The 16,668-nt window shown below is 70.8% G+C and carries 15 protein-coding genes; all 15 read left to right on the top strand.

Translation table 11 applies throughout. The features are described 5' to 3' along the window. Positions 1-94 precede the first annotated feature (94 nt). On the top strand, positions 95-574 hold the full coding sequence (locus tag Q0812_RS09925; protein WP_302110176.1) for a division/cell wall cluster transcriptional repressor MraZ: 480 nt from the start codon (positions 95-97) through the stop codon (positions 572-574). After that, positions 571-1,518 (top strand): 16S rRNA (cytosine(1402)-N(4))-methyltransferase RsmH, encoded by a 948-nt coding sequence (gene rsmH / locus Q0812_RS09930; RefSeq protein ID WP_302110177.1) that lies wholly within the window; start codon positions 571-573, stop codon positions 1,516-1,518. Before Q0812_RS09925 ends, rsmH begins: the two co-directional genes overlap by 4 nt. Further along, a complete protein-coding gene (gene ftsL, locus Q0812_RS09935; RefSeq protein ID WP_302110178.1) occupies positions 1,515-1,868 on the top strand; it encodes a cell division protein FtsL in 354 nt (117 codons plus the stop codon). Before rsmH ends, ftsL begins: the two co-directional genes overlap by 4 nt. Beyond that, entirely contained in the window at positions 1,865-3,613 is a 1,749-nt protein-coding gene (locus Q0812_RS09940; RefSeq protein ID WP_302110179.1) for a peptidoglycan D,D-transpeptidase FtsI family protein, read from the top strand. Before ftsL ends, Q0812_RS09940 begins: the two co-directional genes overlap by 4 nt. Beyond that, a complete protein-coding gene (locus Q0812_RS09945; RefSeq protein WP_302110180.1) occupies positions 3,610-5,055 on the top strand; it encodes a UDP-N-acetylmuramoyl-L-alanyl-D-glutamate--2,6-diaminopimelate ligase in 1,446 nt (481 codons plus the stop codon). Before Q0812_RS09940 ends, Q0812_RS09945 begins: the two co-directional genes overlap by 4 nt. Beyond that, entirely contained in the window at positions 5,052-6,440 is a 1,389-nt protein-coding gene (locus tag Q0812_RS09950; RefSeq protein WP_302110181.1) for a UDP-N-acetylmuramoyl-tripeptide--D-alanyl-D-alanine ligase, read from the top strand. The genes Q0812_RS09945 and Q0812_RS09950 overlap by 4 nt, the downstream gene beginning before the upstream one ends. Further along, positions 6,440-7,552: a phospho-N-acetylmuramoyl-pentapeptide-transferase gene (gene mraY / locus Q0812_RS09955; protein ID WP_302110182.1), complete on the top strand. Its 1,113-nt coding sequence runs from the start codon at positions 6,440-6,442 to the stop codon at positions 7,550-7,552. The genes Q0812_RS09950 and mraY overlap by 1 nt, the downstream gene beginning before the upstream one ends. After that, positions 7,549-8,976: a UDP-N-acetylmuramoyl-L-alanine--D-glutamate ligase gene (gene murD, locus Q0812_RS09960; protein WP_302110183.1), complete on the top strand. Its 1,428-nt coding sequence runs from the start codon at positions 7,549-7,551 to the stop codon at positions 8,974-8,976. The genes mraY and murD overlap by 4 nt, the downstream gene beginning before the upstream one ends. Continuing rightward, positions 8,973-10,160, top strand: coding sequence for a putative lipid II flippase FtsW (ftsW, locus tag Q0812_RS09965; RefSeq protein WP_302110184.1), 1,188 nt, complete (start codon positions 8,973-8,975; stop codon positions 10,158-10,160). Before murD ends, ftsW begins: the two co-directional genes overlap by 4 nt. A 9-nt stretch (positions 10,161-10,169) precedes the next feature. Continuing rightward, complete coding sequence (gene murG, locus Q0812_RS09970) at positions 10,170-11,273, top strand: undecaprenyldiphospho-muramoylpentapeptide beta-N-acetylglucosaminyltransferase (RefSeq protein WP_302110185.1); 1,104 nt, start codon at positions 10,170-10,172, stop codon at positions 11,271-11,273. Positions 11,274-11,314: 41 nt separating this feature from the next. Then, positions 11,315-12,457, top strand: a complete 1,143-nt coding sequence (locus tag Q0812_RS09975; protein ID WP_302110186.1) for a mechanosensitive ion channel family protein — start codon at positions 11,315-11,317, stop codon at positions 12,455-12,457. After that, entirely contained in the window at positions 12,454-13,872 is a 1,419-nt protein-coding gene (gene murC, locus Q0812_RS09980) for a UDP-N-acetylmuramate--L-alanine ligase (protein WP_302110187.1), read from the top strand. Before Q0812_RS09975 ends, murC begins: the two co-directional genes overlap by 4 nt. Next, positions 13,869-14,795, top strand: a complete 927-nt coding sequence (gene murB, locus Q0812_RS09985; RefSeq protein WP_302110188.1) for a UDP-N-acetylmuramate dehydrogenase — start codon at positions 13,869-13,871, stop codon at positions 14,793-14,795. The genes murC and murB overlap by 4 nt, the downstream gene beginning before the upstream one ends. Positions 14,796-14,880: 85 nt before the next feature. Then, positions 14,881-15,819 (top strand): D-alanine--D-alanine ligase, encoded by a 939-nt coding sequence (locus Q0812_RS09990; protein WP_302110189.1) that lies wholly within the window; start codon positions 14,881-14,883, stop codon positions 15,817-15,819. Continuing rightward, positions 15,807-16,655, top strand: a complete 849-nt coding sequence (locus Q0812_RS09995) for a cell division protein FtsQ/DivIB (protein ID WP_302110190.1) — start codon at positions 15,807-15,809, stop codon at positions 16,653-16,655. The genes Q0812_RS09990 and Q0812_RS09995 overlap by 13 nt, the downstream gene beginning before the upstream one ends. Positions 16,656-16,668 lie beyond the last annotated feature (13 nt).

Raw genomic sequence — 16,668 nt, forward strand, 5'->3', positions numbered from 1 at the left:
CCCATGATACCCCAATGGACGGCAGGGGCGGCTGCGCTGGGCGTGGTCGCGGGATTGGAACAGGGGGCGGATCGGTCGATCCGGGTCAAATCGGGTGTTTCTCTCGACCTATGAGAAGCAGCTCGACGCGAAGCGCCGCTTCGTGGTTCCCCAGGACTTCCGCTCGGCCGCCACGGGCGCCGAACAGGGCGTCTTCTGCTTTCCCTCCATCGAGGCCGATTGCATCGAGGCCGGCGGCCAGGCCCTGTTCGACCAGTACCAGCGGGTGATCGACAGCCTGCCCTTCGGCGACCCGCTTCGCTCGTCGCTGGAATGGATGGTCTTCGGCGAGCAGCGCCGCCTGGCCTATGACACCGCTGGGCGTATCACCCTGCCCGAAGGCCTGTGCCAGGAGTTCGGGCTGGACGACGAAGTGGTCATCGTCGGCCTGCGCGACCGCTTCCAGATCTGGAGCCGCAAGGCGTGGCAGACGCGCCGCGACGAACAGCGCCGGGCCGCGCGCGAGGGCCTGTCCCAGTTCGCCGCCCTGCGTCGGACCCATGGGGGCAATGGTCAGGGGGGAGGGCAGGGATGAGCCCGCACGCCCCCGTCCTGCTGACCGAGGTGATTGCGGGGCTGGCTCTGAGGCCCGGGGAGCGGGTCATCGACGGCACCTTCGGCGCCGGCGGCTATTCGCGCGCCATGCTGGAGGCGGGCGCCGAGGTGCTGGGCCTGGACCGCGACCCGACCGTGCGCCCGCACGCCGAGCGTCTCAAGGCCGAGTTCGGTGAGCGCTTTCGCCTGATCGAGACGCCCTTCTCCGAAATGGAAGAGGCCATGGCCGAGGCGGGCTGGGACGCCTGCGACGCCGTGGTGCTGGACGTGGGCGTCTCGTCGATGCAGCTGGACCAGGCCGAGCGCGGCTTTTCCTTCATGCGGGACGGTCCGCTGGATATGCGCATGGCGGCCACCGGGCAAACGGCGGCCGATCTGGTCAACACCCTGTCTCACGGCGAGCTGGCCCACATTCTGAAAGTCTATGGCGAGGAGCGGCAATCGGGGCGCATCGCCACCGCCATCCTGCGCCGTCGAGAGGTGGAGCCCTTCACCCGCACCGCTGATCTGGCCGAGGTGGTGGAGAAGGCGCTGGGCGGGCGCAGGGGCGCGCCCATCCATCCGGCCACCCGCACCTTTCAGGCCCTGCGCATCGCCGTGAACGACGAGCTGGGCGAGCTGTCGGCGGCGCTGGAGGCGGCGGAGCGTATCCTGAAGCCCGGCGGCCGCCTGGCGGTGGTCAGCTTCCATTCGCTGGAGGATCGCATCGTCAAGGCGTTCCTGGCCGAGCGGTCGGGACGCACGGCGGGCGGCTCGCGCCACATGCCCCAGGCCAGGGGCGGGCCTGAGCCCACCTTCAGCCTTCCGTCGCACAAGGCTGTGGCGGCGGACGAGGCCGAACTGGCCGCCAATCCCCGCGCTCGCTCAGCAAAGCTGCGCGTCGGCGTCCGCACCCATGCCCCGGCCTGGAGGGCGGCGGCATGAGCGTCACGCACTTCCTGCTGCACAGGCGCGTGGCCGGGGTCCGCACCCTGGAGCTGGCCTGCGGCATCGTGCTGATCGCCCTGGTCATGTGGGTCTATGGGGTGAAGGCCCAGGCCGGGCGCGAGCGGGCCGAGATCGCCGCCGCCGAGGCCGACATCCGTGCCCTGAACGCCGAAATACGTCTGCTGCGCGCCGAGACCGCCCACCTGGAGCAGCCGGGCCGCATAGAGCGCCTGGCCGCCGTCTATCTGGGCATGGAGCCCGTGCCCGCCGCTCGCGAGGCCTCCGTCGAACAGCTGCCGGCCCTGCGGGCCCCGCCGCCCGCCCCCGCGCCCGGAGCCGGCGCATGAAGGCGCCCATCCATTCACGGCCGCGCCTGAACCTGCCCAGCTTTCACTGGCTGACCGACCGCGTCTGGCGGGTGGAGCACGCCTTCGAGCGGGCCAAGGCCGCCGACCGGCCTGAAGAGGACACGCGCGTCCGCATCTTCATCGTCATGGCCGCCTTCTGCGCGGTGTTCGTGGCGCTGTCGCTGGGGGCCGCGCGGGCGGCGCTGTTCTCGGGCGAGGGCGAGGGACGGTCGGCGGCCCTGGCGGCCGGGCCGGGACGAGCCGATCTGGTCGACCGCAACGGCCTGCTGTTGGCCGGCGACCTGACCCACTATGGCCTCTACGTCGATCCCGGCGAACTGTGGGACGCGGTCCAGGTCCGCCGCGCCCTGGTGCAGGCGCTGCCCGACAAGGATCTGAAGCGGCTTGACCGGGTGCTGGCCGGCGGCCGCCGCGGCTTCGTCATCGGCGGCCTGACCCCCCAGGAGCGCGAGCGCGTCCACGCCCTGGCGCTGGGCGGCGTCACCTTCGAGCCGGAGCCGCGCCGGGCCTATCCCCTGGGCGAATCCGCCGCCCACCTGATCGGCTTCTCCGACACGGGCGGGCGCGGCCTCGCCGGCGCCGAAAAGGCCTTTGACGAGCAGATCCGCGCCGCAGGCCGCGACGGCCAGGCCTTTCCCCTTTCGGTCGACCTGCGCATCCAGGCGGTGCTGGAGTCCGAGCTGGCCGCCGCCGCCATGGATCAGCAGGCCATCGGCGGCGTGGGCATCGTCACCAACGCCCGCACCGGTGAAATCCTGGCCATGGCCAGCTGGCCCAGCTTTGACCCCAACCATATCGGCGAGAGCCCGCCCGAGGCGCGCCTGAACCGCGCCGCCGCGTCCGTCTTCGAGATGGGCTCGACCTTCAAGACCTTCACCATCGCGGCGGGCCTCGACGCTGGGGCAGCGCGGCCGGACTCGGTGTTCGACGCCACCCAGCCCCTGCGCATGGGCAACCGTCTGATCCACGACTTCCACGCCGAGAACCGCGCCATGACGCTGGAGGACGTGTTCATCCACTCGTCCAACATCGGCACCGCGCGACTGGCCCTGACCCTGGGCGAGGACGTGATGGTCGGCTACTTCCGCCGCCTGGGCCTGCTTGAGGCCGCGCCCATCGAACTGGCGGAGTCGGCCCGGCCGCTGCTACCGCGGGCGTGGAACGACAGCAACCTGGCCTCGGCCAGCTTCGGCCACGCCATCATGGTCTCGCCGCTGCAGGTGGTGGCCGCCATGGGCGCCGTGGCCAACGGCGGCGTCTATGTGCCGCTGACTCTGCGCCGGCTGGATCGCGGCCCGGAAGGGCGCCGCGTCATCGCCGAGACCACCTCGCGCCAGATGCTGGACCTGCTGCGGGCCAACGCCCTCAGGGGCTCGGGCACACGCGCCAACCCGCCGGGCCTGCGCGTGGGCGGCAAGACCGGCTCGGCCGAGAAGGTCATCAACGGGCGCTATGATCGCACGCGCGGCGTCTCGTCCTACGCCGCCGTCTTCCCCACCGACGGGCCGCCCACCACCGATCGTTATGTGGTGCTGATCCTGCTGGACGAGCCGCACGGCAGCGCCGCGAGCTTCGGTCTGCGCACCGCCGGATTCACCGCCGCGCCCGCCGCGGGCCGGGTCATTGACCGCATCGCCCCGTTCGTGAACGTGCAGCGCCGCGAGGAGATCGCTCCGCCCGCGCCCATGCCGGTCGCCGAAGAACCGACGGGAGGCGTCCGGTGAACGGTCTGCGCCTGTCGGATATCCTGCGCCGCGACGTGCCCAGCGATCCGGTGATCACGGGGGTCACCTCGGACAGCCGTCGGGTCGAGGCCGGAACCCTGTTCGCCGCCCTGCCGGGCGCCCAGGCCGACGGGCGCGCCTTCATTCCCCAGGCCCTGGCCAAGGGCGCCGCCGCCATCCTCGCGCCCCAGGACACGCCGGAGGGCGCCGCACCCTTGCTGGTGCGCTCGGGCGATGTGCGCCGGGCCTATGCCCTGGCCGCGCGCAGCTTCTACGGCGCCCAGCCCAAGACCTGCGTCGCCGTGACCGGGACCAACGGCAAGACCTCAGTCGCCGCCTTCTGCCGCCAGATCTGGACGCGCCTGGGCCACAAGGCCGCCAGCATGGGCACGCTGGGCGTGGTGGCGGGCGACATGGCGCTGACCGGGCCCGGCCTGACCAGTCCCGACGCCGCCGACGCCGCGCGCCTGATGCACGAGCTGTCCCGCCTGGGCGTCACCCACGCGGCGCTGGAGGCCTCTTCCCACGGGCTGGATCAGCGGCGCCTGGACGGGGTGTCGCTGAGCGCGGCGGCCTTCACCAACCTGACCCAGGATCACCTGGACTATCACGGCACGCTGGAGGCCTATCGCGCGGCCAAGCTGCGCCTCTTCGACACCCTGTTGGCGCGCGGCAAGACGGCGGTGCTGAACGCCGACAGCGACGCCTATGGCGTTTTCGCCTCGGCGGGCATCGTCTCGGGTCTGTCGGTGATGGGCGTGGGCGAGCGTGGCCGCGACCTGACGCTTGTGGCGCGGCGGCCCGATCCGAAGGGCCAGCGCCTGACCATCGAGGCCGAGGGCCGCAGCTATGACGTGATGCTGCCCCTGGTGGGCGACTTCCAGGCGTCGAACGTCCTGGTGGCGGCGGGCCTGTGCATCGCCGGCGGCGAAGCGGTCGAGGAGGTGCTGGGCGCCCTGGAGCATCTGCAAGGCGCGGAAGGGCGGCTGGAGCGTGTCGAGGGCCCCGGGCCCGGCTCGGTCTATGTGGATTACGCCCACACGCCGGACGGACTGGAGACCGTGCTGCGGGCTCTGCGGCCGCACGCCGAGGGCCGTCTTCTGGTGGTGTTCGGCTGCGGCGGAGATCGCGACCGGGGCAAGCGCCCCCTGATGGGCCGCATCGCCCATGACCTGGCGGATGTGGCGATACTGACGGACGACAATCCCCGCTCGGAGGACCCTGCCGCCATCCGGGCCGAGGCGCGCGGCGATCTGACCGGGCTGATCGAGATCGGCGACCGTCGCCAAGCGATCCGCCATGCCGTATCCCTGCTCGAATCCGGCGACGTTCTGGTCGTGGCCGGCAAGGGACACGAGCAGGGACAGATCGTGGGCGGACAGACCTTCTCCTTCGACGACGCGGACGAGGTGCGCCAGGCGCTGGCCGGAGCCGCCGGATGAGCGACCCGCTGTGGACGACCGCCGAGGTCGCCGAGGCCGCCGGCGGAACCCTGGCGGGGCCCTCGCGCGACATCACCGGCGTCACCTTCGACAGCCGAGAGGTGCAGCCCGGCGACCTGTTCATCGCGCTGCAGGGCGTGCGCGACGGGCATGATTTCGTGCCGCAGGCCTTCGAGAAGGGCGCGGCCGCCGCCCTGGTGTCGCGGCCGGTGGGCGGCCCGGCAATTGTGGTCGGCGACACCACTCAGGCGCTGAACGAGCTGGGACGCTTCGCCCGCGAACGCGCGCCGCAGACGCGGCGCTGCGCCGTCACCGGATCGGTCGGCAAGACCAGCGTCACCCAGGCGATCCGAGCCGGCGTCGACGCGGCGGGCAAGGCGCATGGCTCGGTCAAGTCGTACAACAATCATATCGGGGTGCCGCTGACCCTGGCGCGCATGCCGCGTGACACGGAGCGGGCGGTCTTCGAGATCGGGATGAACGCGCCGGGCGAGATCGCGCCCCTGTCGCGCCTGGTGCAGCCGCACGTGGCGGTCATCACCACCGTGGGCCCGGTGCATATCGAGGCGTTCGCCGACGGGGAGGCCGGGATCGCACGCGAGAAGGCCTCCATCGTCGAGGGCCTGCCGCCGGGCGGCCTGGCGGTCCTGAACGCCGACAACCCCTGGTTCGAGACGCTGAAGGAGATGGCGCTGCATCGCGGGGCGCGGGTGGCGGCCTTCGGGTCGCAGCCCTTTTGCGACGGACAGCTGCTGGACTATCGGGCGACCGAACGGGGCTCGCGCGTAACCGGTCGCGTCCTGGATCAGGAATACGCCTTCGACCTGGCGCAGCGGGGCGCGCACTGGGGGCTGAACAGCCTGGCGGTGTTGCTGGCCCTGGCCGAGCTGGACGTGCCGATGCAGACGGCCATCGAGGCGCTGGCGGGCTACGCGCCGCTGGCGGGACGCGGCCAGACGAGCCGCATCGCCATCGAGGGCGGCGGCTTCACTCTGATCGACGAGAGCTACAACGCCAATCCCATGTCCATGCGCGCGGCCTTCGCCTCGCTGGCGGCTCTGGACGCCGGGGCGGGACGGCGCATCGTGGCCCTGACCGACATGTTGGAGCTGGGGGAGCACGGGCCGGGCATGCACGCGGGCCTGGCGGAGGACCTGGACCGGCTGGGCGTCGATCTGGTGTTCACGGCCGGGCCGCTGATGCGGCATCTGCACGAGGCCCTGCCGGAGTCGCGGCGCGGCGGCTGGGCCGAGACGGCGGCCGAGCTGGCGCCCCTGGCGACGGCGGCGGTCAGGGCGGGCGACCTGGTCATGGTCAAGGGATCGAACGGCTCGAAGGCGTCGCTGATCGCGGCGGCGCTGAAGGGGCTTCACGGGGACGGCTGATGTTCTACCTGCTCTATCTGAAGTTCGCCGGCCTGGCCTCGGACTACCCGCTTCTGAACCTGCTCCAGTACCAGACCGTGCGCATCGGCCTGGCCCTGGTCACGGCCCTGGCCGTGGCGGTGGGCATGGGCAGCCGTTTCATCGGCTGGATGCGCGTGAAGCAGGGACGGGGCCAGCCGATCCGCACCGACGGCCCCGAGGGGCACCTGCTGACCAAGCAGGGCACGCCCACCATGGGCGGACTGATGATTCTGGCGGGCGTGATGGTCGCAACCCTGCTGTGGGGCGACCTGACCAACATCCATGTCTGGGCGGCGCTGTTCGTCACCGGAGCCTATGGGGTGCTGGGCTTCCTCGACGACTACGCCAAGGTCAAGAAACAGACCTCGGCGGGCCTGACCAGCCGGCAGAAGCTTGTCGCCCAGTTCGCCGTCGCCGCCATCGCGGGCGCGCTGCTGGTGGCCTTTTCGACGCCCTCGCCCACCTCGCCCGGGCTGGAGACATCGATCGCATTTCCCTTCTTCAAGGAAGTGCTGCTGAACCTGGGCTGGTTCTATGTGGCCTTCGTCGCCTTCACCATCGCGGGCTTCTCGAACGCGGTGAATCTGACGGACGGGCTGGACGGCCTGGCCATCGTGCCGGTGATGATGGCGGCGGCGGCCTTCGGCCTGATCTCGTACCTGGTCGGCAACTTCATCTTCGCCAACTACCTTCAAGTGCACCACGCGCCGGGCGTGGGCGAACTGGGCGTCTTCTGCGCCGCCATCATCGGCGGGGGCATGGGCTTCCTCTGGTACAACGCTCCGCCGGCCCGCATCTTCATGGGGGATACGGGCTCGCTCGCCCTGGGCGGGGCGCTGGGCGTGGTGGCCGTCTCCACCAAGCATGAGCTGGTGCTGGGCATCATCGGCGGCCTGTTCGTGGTCGAGGCCCTGTCGGTGATGATCCAGGTGGCCTACTTCAAGGCCACCAAGAAGCGCGTCTTCCTGATGGCGCCGATCCACCATCACTTCGAAAAGATGGGCCTGTCCGAGCCCACCATCGTCATCCGCTTCTGGATCGTGGCCGCCATGCTGGCCCTGATCGGCCTGTCGACGCTGAAGCTGAGATGATCCCGGTCCGCGGCTTCGAGGGCAGGACGGTGGCCGTCTTCGGGGCGGGCCGCTCAGGCCTGTCCGCCGCGGAAGCGTTGCGGGCGGGGGGCGCCGCAGTCATCATCTGGGACGACAACGGGCCGGGGCGCGAACGGGCCGCCGCCGAGGGCTTCGCCGTCGAGGATCTGAGCGCGCGCGACTGGTCGGACATCGCCGCCCTGATGCTGTCGCCGGGGGCGCCGCTGACGCACCCCAAGCCGCATTGGACCGTGGCCAAGGCACGCGCCGCGGACGCGGAGATTCTGGGCGACATCGAACTTCTGCACCGGACGCTGGAGATGATCCCGGCGGCGGACCGGCCCAAGGTCGTGGCCATCACCGGCACCAACGGCAAGTCCACCACCACGGCCCTGATCGGCTGGATGCTGAAACACGCGGGCCGCGCGGCCCAGGTGGGCGGCAACATCGGCGTCGGCGCCCTGGCGCTGGAGCCGCCGCAGAGCGCCGGGACCTATGTGCTTGAGTGCTCGTCCTACCAGCTGGATCTGACGCACCGTTTCGCGCCGGACGTAGCGGTGTGGATGAACATTTCGCCGGATCATCTGGACCGTCACGGGGGCATGGACGGCTATGTGGCCGCCAAGCGCCGCATCTTCGCCAATCAGGGGGCCGGACAGACCGCCGTGGTCGGCGTCGACGACGCCTGGGGCCAGGCGACCTGCACCGAGTTGATGACCAGGAAGGCGCAGCGCGTCGTTCCCATTTCGGCCACGCGCGTGACCCCCGGCGGCGTGTATGCGCTGGACGGCGTCCTCTACGACGCCACGAACGGCGCGACGCGCAAGGTGGCGGACCTGAGCCAGGCCCGGTCGCTGCCCGGGCGGCACAACGGCCAGAACGCCGCCGCGGCCTACGCCGCCGTGCGGGCCCTGGGCCTGAGCGTGGACGAGGCGGTCGAGGGCCTGCTGACCTTCCCCGGGCTGGCGCACCGGATGGAGGAGGTGGGCCGATTGGCCAAGGCCGATGGCGGAATGATCCGTTTCATCAACGACTCCAAGGCCACCAACGCCGACGCGGCGCGTCAGGCCCTGTCCAGCTACGGCCGTGTCTGGTGGATCGCCGGGGGGCGCGCCAAGGACGGCGGCATCGCAGACCTGGCCGACCTCTTTCCGCGCGTGGCCAAGGCCTATCTGATCGGCGAGGCGGCCGAGGATTTCGCCCGCACCATCGGCCACGCAGCGCCCTGGACGGTCGTGCGCGAAATGGTCGCCGCCGTCGCCGCCGCGGCAAAGGACGCCGCCGCGCAGCCCGGCGAGCAGGTGGTGCTGCTGTCGCCGGCCTGCGCCTCGTTCGATCAGTATCCGGACTTCGAGGCGCGCGGCGAGGCCTTCCGCGCCGCGGTGCAGGCCCTGGAGCCCCAGGCGCAAGTGGGGGCCGCATGACCGCCTATCCCGCCCATCCCTTCGCCCGCTCGGACCGCTCGCTGCTGGGCCAGTGGTGGTGGACCATCGACCGGGTGGCCCTGGCGGCGGTGCTGGCCCTGATCGCCCTGGGGGTGGCCCTGTCCTTCGCCTCCAGCCCCGCGGCGGTGGCGCGGGACGAGAACCTGTCGGCGCCCTTCCATTACGCCATCCGCATGTGCGTGTTCGCGGGCGCGGGTCTGGTCATTCTGCTGACCACGTCCCTGCTGTCGCCCCGGGGCGTCAGGCGATTGGCCTTCTTCACCCTCCTGGGCGCCATAGCGGTGATGGCGCTGCTGCCCTTCATCGGCCATTCGGCCAAGGGCGCCGCCCGCTGGATCAATCTGGGCCCCTTCGGCCTGCAGCCGTCGGAGTTCGCCAAGCCGGCCCTGATCATCATGGCCGCCTGGATGTTCGCCGAAGGCCAGAAGGGCCAGGGCGTGCCCGGCGTGTCGATCGCCTTCGGCCTCTATGCGCTGACGGCGGGCCTGCTGCTGATCCAGCCGGATATCGGCCAGACCATACTGATCACGGCGGTCTTCATGGCCGTCTTCTTCATGGCGGGCGTGCCCATCCGCTGGATCGGCATACTGGGCGCACTGGCCGTGACCGGGGCGGTCTCGACCTACTTCATCTTCCCGCACGTGCATGACCGGGTGAACACCTTCCTGTCGCCCGAGGCCGCCGATACGCACCAGATCGACCGCGCCTCCGAAGCCATCGCGGCGGGCGGCCTGTTCGGCAGCGGCGTGGGCGAAGGGGTGATGAAGCGCCACGTGCCGGACCTGCATACTGACTTCATCTATTCGGTCGCGGCCGAGGAGTTCGGCCTTGTCTTCTCGCTGCTGCTCATCGGGATGTTCGCCGTGCTGCTGGGCCGCGGCATGAGCCGGGCCATGCGCCTGACCGACCCCTTCGAGCAGACGGCGGCGGCGGGGCTGTTCGTGCTGATCGGACTGCAGGCCGCCATCAACATCGCCGTGAACCTGAACCTGATCCCCACCAAGGGGATGACCCTGCCCTTCATCAGCTATGGCGGCTCGTCCATGCTGGCCATGTGTCTGACGGCGGGGCTGGCCCTGGCGCTGACGCGGCGCAGGCCCGGCGCCTATCAGCCCGGCTCGGGCGCGGATCGCGGCTTTGGGCTTGAGCGGCAAGACGGCTAGAACGACCCCATGAGCAGTACCGACAAGGGCGTGGCCCTCCTGGCCGCCGGAGGCACCGGCGGGCACATGTTCCCGGCCGAGGCCCTGGCGCGCGAACTGATCGCACGGGGCTGGCGCGTGGTGCTGGCCACCGACGCGCGGGGCGCCCAGTACGCCCACGACTTTCCCGCAGAGAGCCGCATCGCCCTGTCGGCGGCGACGGCCAAGTCCTCCAGTCCGCTGGCCATCGCGCGGGCCGTGTTCGCCATATCGACGGGAGTGGGGCAGGCGGCGGCCGCCATCGGCAAGCTGAAGCCGCGGGTGGCGGTGGGGTTTGGCGGCTATCCCAGCCTGCCGGGCCTGATCGCCGCCTCCATGCGCGGCGTGCCGACCGTCATTCATGAGCAGAATGCGGTGTTGGGCCGGTCGAACCGCTTTCTGGCGCGGCGCATGACAGCGGTGGCCTGCGCCTTCCCGACGCTTGAGCGCGCAGACTCCAGGACCAAGGCGCGCGCCGTGGTGGTCGGCAACCCGGTGCGGCCCGACATCGGCGCCCTCTACGGTCAGGCGTATCCGGCCACCGACGGACGGCTGCGCATCCTGGTGACGGGGGGCAGCCAGGGCGCCCGCATTCTGTCCGAGACCGTGCCGCGGGCCCTGGCCCAGATCGCCGAGCCGATCCGCGCGCGCCTGTCAGTGCGCCAGCAGGCGCGGCAGGAAAGCCTGGACGCCGCCCGCGCCGTCTATGCCGACGCCGCCATCGAGGCCCAGGTCGCGCCCTTCTTCCGGGACATGGCCGCGCGTCTCGCCGAGACGCACCTGGTGATCGGCCGGGCGGGCGCCTCCACCTGTTCAGAACTGGCCGTGGCCGGGCGTCCGGCCCTGCTCGTGCCGCTGAAGATCGCCTCGGACGACCACCAGACGCTGAACGCCAAACACCTAGTCGACGCGGGCGCCGCGGTGGTGCTGAAGGAGGACGACGTCACCGTCGACAGCCTGGCCGCCGCCATCCAGAACCTGCTGGCCGAGCCTGGCGGGCTTGAGCGCCGCGCCGCCGCCGCCCGTTCCGTGGCCATGCCCGACGCCGCCGCCCGTCTGGCTGACCTGGTCGAGGCGACCGCCCGCCGACTTTAAGCTTTGCGGGAACGGATGGCGCGCGAAGGGCTTTTCCCCGCGTGCCCGAGTTTCTGCGAGAACCCACGCGCCAGGTGATCGGCCTGTGGCGCCAGATCGGCTGGCTTCCCGACTGGGGCGCGACGGCGATCCTGGTCCTGCTGCTGATCGCCCTGGGGCTGGCTGCGCACGAGCTGCTGTTCGCCGTGTTGCGATGGGCGGTGCGGAACCGCGACGTGTTCTGGCGCGGCGTGGTCCAGCGAGCGCGCAAGAAGCTGCGCCTGGCCATGCTGATCGTGGTCGTCGCGCTGGGGATCACCGTTTCCCCCACCGACCCGGTGACGTCCGATATCGCCCGCCGCACCCTGCTGTTCGGCTTCATCCTGGTGGCGGCGTCGGTGGTCCAGGGGGCCATGGACATGTGGGCGGTGGTCTACATGCGGCGCTTCAACATCAACGCGCCGGACAACCTGATCGCGCGCAAGCACGTGACGCAGGTCCGCATCCTGCAGCGCGTCGCGGCCGCGGCCATCTGGCTGTTGGCGCTGGGGCTGGCGCTGATGACCATTCCGGGCTTCCGACAGTGGGGCATGAGCCTCTTGGCCTCGGCAGGTGTCGTGGGTCTGGTGGCGGGCCTGGCGTTGCAGCCTTTCCTGACCAATCTGGTGGCCGGCATCCAGATCGCCCTGACCCAGCCGATCCGGGTGGATGACGCGGTCATCGTGGAGGGGGAGTGGGGCAATATCGAAGAGATCGGCTCGACCTATGTGGTCGTTCGCATCTGGGACCTGCGCCGTCTGGTGGTGCCCCTGACCTATTTCACCTCCAAGCCGTTCCAGAACTGGACGCGCGAGAGCGCCGAGCTGATCGGGGCCGTCGAGCTGTGGGTCGACTACCGCGCCGACATCGACGCCATGCGCGCCGCCTTCATGGAGATGGTGAAGGCTTCGGCCCTATGGGACGGCAAGACGGCGGCGCTCCAGGTCATCGACGCCACGGAGCGGACGCTGAAGGCGCGTTGTCTGGCCAGCGCGTCTGACGGGGGCAGGGCCTGGGATCTGCGCTGCGAAATCCGTGAGAAGCTGGCCGCCTGGCTGCGTGACCACCAGCCCGAGGCCCTGCCGCGCGACCGCATCGAGCTGGAGCGGGAATCCACAGGCCGGCGGGTGCAAAGCGGGGAAGAGCCCGCTATTACGCGGCAATGATCCGCAGGCTGCGCCCGACACCCTTTGAACTCGGCCCCGTCCACTTCGTGGGCATCGGCGGCATCGGCATGAGCGGCATCGCCGAAATCATGCTGAAGATCGGCTATCAGGTGCAGGGCTCTGACGCCAAGGCCAGCGCCAATACCGAGCGGCTGGAGAAGCTGGGCGCCCGGGTCTTCATCGGCCACGCCGCCGAGAATGTGGGCGAGGGCGTTTCGGCCGTCGTCTATTCGACGGCGGTCAAGTCCGACAATCCCGAGATGGCGGTGGCGCGCGAGCGCCGCATCCCCCTGGTGCGCCGGGCCGAGATGCTGGCCGAGCTGATGCGCCTGCAGTTCTCGATCGCCGTCGGCGGGACCCACGGAAAGACGACCACGACGTCCATGGTGGCGGCCCTGCTGGATGCGGGCGGGCTGGACCCGACGGTGGTCAATGGCGGGATCATCAACGCCTATGGCACCAACGCCAAGGTGGGCGACGGCGACTGGATCGTGGTCGAGGCCGATGAGAGCGACGGCAGCTTCCTGCGCCTGAAATCCACGGTGGCCATCGTCACCAATATCGACGCCGAGCACCTGGAGCACTGGAAGGACTTCGAGGCGGTCAAGAAGGGCTTCTGCGACTTCGTCGAGAACATCCCCTTCTACGGCTTCGCGGCGGTGTGCATCGATCATCCCGAGGTGCAGAACCTGGTGGCCCGCATCGAGAACCGGCGACTGGTCACCTATGGCGTCAACCCTCAGGCCGAGGTGCGCGCCACGCGCGTGCGGATGGACGCGGACGGGGGCCAGTTCGACGTCATGATCACCCCGCGCGGGGGTGAGCCCATCGAGATCACGGACCTGCGCCTGCCCATGCCGGGCTGGCACAACGTCTCCAACGCCCTGGCCGCCGTGGCCGTGGCGCGCGAGCTGGGCGTCAGCCCCAGCGCCATGCGAGAGGGCCTGGCCGGCTTCGGCGGCGTCAGGCGGCGCTTCACCACCACCGGCGAGGTGGGCGGGGTGCGCATCATCGACGACTACGGCCATCACCCGGTCGAGATCGCCGCCGTGCTGCGGGCGGCCCGCCAGGTGACGCGCGGCAAGGTCATCGCCGTGGTCCAGCCGCACCGCTACACGCGCCTGCGCGACCTGATGAGCGACTTCGCCTCGTGCCTGAACGATGCCGACACGGCGATCATCGCCGACGTCTATGCGGCGGGCGAGGAGCCCATCGAGGGGATCGGCAAGGAGGCCCTGGCCGAGGAGGCGCGCCGCCATGGGCACCGCCGTGTCCTGACGCTGGACAGCCCCGCCGACCTGGCCGGGCTGGTCGCCGCCGAGGCGGGCGAGGGCGATCTGGTGGTCTGTCTGGGCGCCGGAGACATCACCCAGTGGGCCTACGCCCTGCCGGAGCAGTTGGAGGCGCTCAATTGACCGACTGGCGCGACAATCTCCCTGCCGTGCGCGGCAAGCTGTTGCGTGACGAGCCGCTGGGCCCCTTCACCTGGTTTCGCGTGGGCGGGCCGGCCGAGGTGCTGTTCGTGCCCGAGGACGAGGCGGACCTGTCTGCCTTCCTGGCCGGACTGGACCCGGCCGTGCCGGTCACGGTGCTGGGCATCGGCTCGAATGTCATTGTCCGCGATGGCGGAGTCGAGGGCGTGGTGATCCGCCTGGGCCGGGGCTTCAACGGCGTGACGGTCGCCGAGACCACGCTGGTCGCCGGGGCGGCGGTGCCCGACGCGGTGCTGGCGCGCAAGGCGGCCGATGCGGGCATCGCGGGGCTGGAATTCTATGCCGGGGTGCCCGGCTCGGTCGGTGGAGCCGTGGTGATGAACGCCGGATGCTACGGAGCCGAGACCTGCGAGGTGCTGACCTCGGCGCGGCTGATGGACCGCCAGGGCCGCGCGCGGGACGTCGCGGCCGAGGAGCTGGCCTACAGCTATCGCCACAGCGCTCTGCACGAGGATGGGCCGCTGCACGGCCAGATCGTGCTGTCGGCGACCTTCCGGGGCCGGCCGGACCAGCCCGAGGCCATCAAGGCGCGCATCGCCGAGATCACCTCGCGCCGCGAGCAGACCCAGCCCATTCGCGAGAAAACGGGCGGCTCAACCTTCAAGAACCCCGAGGGGACTTCGTCGTGGAAGCTGGTCGATAAGGCCGGCTGGCGCGGCAAGCTGTTCAGCGTGACCGGCGGCGGCGCCAAGTTCAGCGAGCTGCACGCCAACTTCATGATCAATCCCGGCGAGGCCACCGCGGCGGACATCGAGGGCCTGGGCGAGGCCGTGCGCGCCGACGTCCTGGAGAAGACCGGCGTCCAGCTGCACTGGGAAATCAAGCGGATCGGCCGGGCCCGCTAAATCACTCCGAAAAATCCGTCTGGTAAACCGGACGTAAACCAAGGTTGCTCACCTTGGTCGCTCGCGCCCCGTCCCTGAGTGGTCCATGTCCCGTGAGCCGTCTGAAACCCACGTCGCCGTCCTGCTTGGCGGGCTGTCGTCGGAGCGCGAAGTATCGCTGGTTTCGGGCCGCGAGTGCGCTGCGGCCCTGCGCCGCGTCGGCTACCGCGTAACCGAGGTCGACGCCGGCCGCGACGTGGCCGAGGTCCTGTCCCGGCTGAAGCCCGACGTGGCCTTCAACGCGCTGCACGGCGTCTGGGGCGAGGATGGGACCATCCAGGGGGTGCTTGAGACCCTGGCCATTCCCTACACCCATTCCGGCGTGCTGGCCTCGGCCCTGGCCATGGACAAGGCCAAGTCCAAGGCGGTGCTGAAGGCGGCGGGCGTGTCTGTCCCTGGCGGCGGCCTCTACGACCGGCATGAGGTGGCGCGCCGCCACGTCATCGAGCCGCCCTATGTGATCAAGCCGAACGCCGAGGGCTCGTCCGTCGGCGTCTATCTGGTGCGCGAGGGCGCCAACGGCTTCGTGGCCGAGGTTGGCGCGCCTGACTGGGCCTATGGCGACGAAGTCATGGTCGAGCCCTATGTGGCCGGCAAGGAGCTGTGCGTCACCGTGATCGGCGAGGCGGCCGGTCCCCGGGCCCTGACCGTCACCGACATCACCCCGGCCAAGGGGTTCTACGACTACGAGGCGAAGTACGCCCCAGGCGGCTCGAAGCACGAGCTGCCCGCCGCGCTGCCCCCGGCGGTCTTCGAGCGCTGTCTGCGCGAGGCCGAGGCGGCCCACACGGCGCTGGGCTGCCGGGGCGTCAGCCGCTCCGATTTCCGCTACGACGCCGACACCGGCGTGCTGGTCCTGCTGGAGGTCAACACCCAGCCAGGCATGACGCCGACCTCCCTGGTCCCCGAGCAGGCGTCGTTCGTCGGGACGAGCTTTGAAGAGCTGATGCGCTGGATGGTGGAGGACGCCTCATGCCGGCGGTAGTGCGCGGCGGCCGACGCCAGGGCGCCGCGCCGCGTGGTCAGGCGCGTGCGGCCCAGGGCTCGCGCACGGGACGCGCGGCCGCTCCCGCCCCCTCGCGCGCCAGCCTGCCCCAGGGCGTGATCCTGGGCGGCGCGGCGGCGGCGGCCCTGGTGCTGGGCGTCGCCTTATTCAGCGGCGAGCGCGGCGCGGTCATCGGCGAGTCCCTGCGCGGCTGGGCCGACGGACGCATGGCGGCGCTGGGCTTCAAACTGCGCCGGATCAATATCCAGGGCGCCACCCCGGAGGCGCAGCTGGAGATCCAGCGGGTCCTCAATCTCCGATCCGGCCAGCCCCTGGCGCTGATGGATCTGGACACGGTCCGCACCCAGGTGGAGCAGGTGGGCTGGGTGAAGGACGTGCGCGTCGTGCGTCTGCTGCCCGACACCCTGGTCATCGCCGTGACCCAGCGCACCGCCGCCGCCGTCTGGCAGACGGGCGGCGTGGTCCAGGTGATCGATGCAGCCGGCGAGCCGATTCCCGGCGCGGACCCCGGCCGGTTCGCCCAGCTGCCCCTGGTGGTGGGCGAGGGCGCGGCTGACGCGGCCCCGGCGCTGCTGCCCATGATCCGGTCACGCCCGCGCCTGGCCGCGCGGCTGGACGCTCTGGTGCGCGTGGACAATCGGCGCTGGGACCTGAGGCTTAAGGACGGGGCGCTGATCCAGCTGCCCGCCGTCGACGAGGAGGGCGCCCTGATCCGGCTGGACGCCCTGGATCAGCGCCAGCGCCTGCTGGACCTTGGTTTTTCGAGAATTGATCTGCGGCTGCCAGAAGCGGTGGCCGTGCGCCTTGCGGGGTAGGGAGTTCGGTCGG

Origin of the sequence: Peiella sedimenti, assembly GCF_030504955.1 — a bacterium.
GTDB classification, from domain to species: domain Bacteria; phylum Pseudomonadota; class Alphaproteobacteria; order Caulobacterales; family Caulobacteraceae; genus Brevundimonas; species Brevundimonas sedimenti.

Bases quoted from the DNA above. Each gene is read 5' to 3' on its own strand.
- Q0812_RS09990 (WP_302110189.1), top strand. From the start codon at position 14,881: ATGTCCCGTGAGCCGTCTGAAACCCACGTCGCCGTCCTGCTTGGCGGG.
- murD (WP_302110183.1), top strand. From the start codon at position 7,549: ATGATCCCGGTCCGCGGCTTCGAGGGCAGGACGGTGGCCGTCTTCGGG.
- mraY (WP_302110182.1), top strand. From the start codon at position 6,440: ATGTTCTACCTGCTCTATCTGAAGTTCGCCGGCCTGGCCTCGGACTAC.
- rsmH (WP_302110177.1), top strand. From the start codon at position 571: ATGAGCCCGCACGCCCCCGTCCTGCTGACCGAGGTGATTGCGGGGCTG.
- Q0812_RS09950 (WP_302110181.1), top strand. From the start codon at position 5,052: ATGAGCGACCCGCTGTGGACGACCGCCGAGGTCGCCGAGGCCGCCGGC.
- ftsL (WP_302110178.1), top strand. From the start codon at position 1,515: ATGAGCGTCACGCACTTCCTGCTGCACAGGCGCGTGGCCGGGGTCCGC.
- Q0812_RS09940 (WP_302110179.1), top strand. From the start codon at position 1,865: ATGAAGGCGCCCATCCATTCACGGCCGCGCCTGAACCTGCCCAGCTTT.
- murG (WP_302110185.1), top strand. From the start codon at position 10,170: ATGAGCAGTACCGACAAGGGCGTGGCCCTCCTGGCCGCCGGAGGCACC.
- murC (WP_302110187.1), top strand. From the start codon at position 12,454: ATGATCCGCAGGCTGCGCCCGACACCCTTTGAACTCGGCCCCGTCCAC.
- ftsW (WP_302110184.1), top strand. From the start codon at position 8,973: ATGACCGCCTATCCCGCCCATCCCTTCGCCCGCTCGGACCGCTCGCTG.
- Q0812_RS09995 (WP_302110190.1), top strand. From the start codon at position 15,807: ATGCCGGCGGTAGTGCGCGGCGGCCGACGCCAGGGCGCCGCGCCGCGT.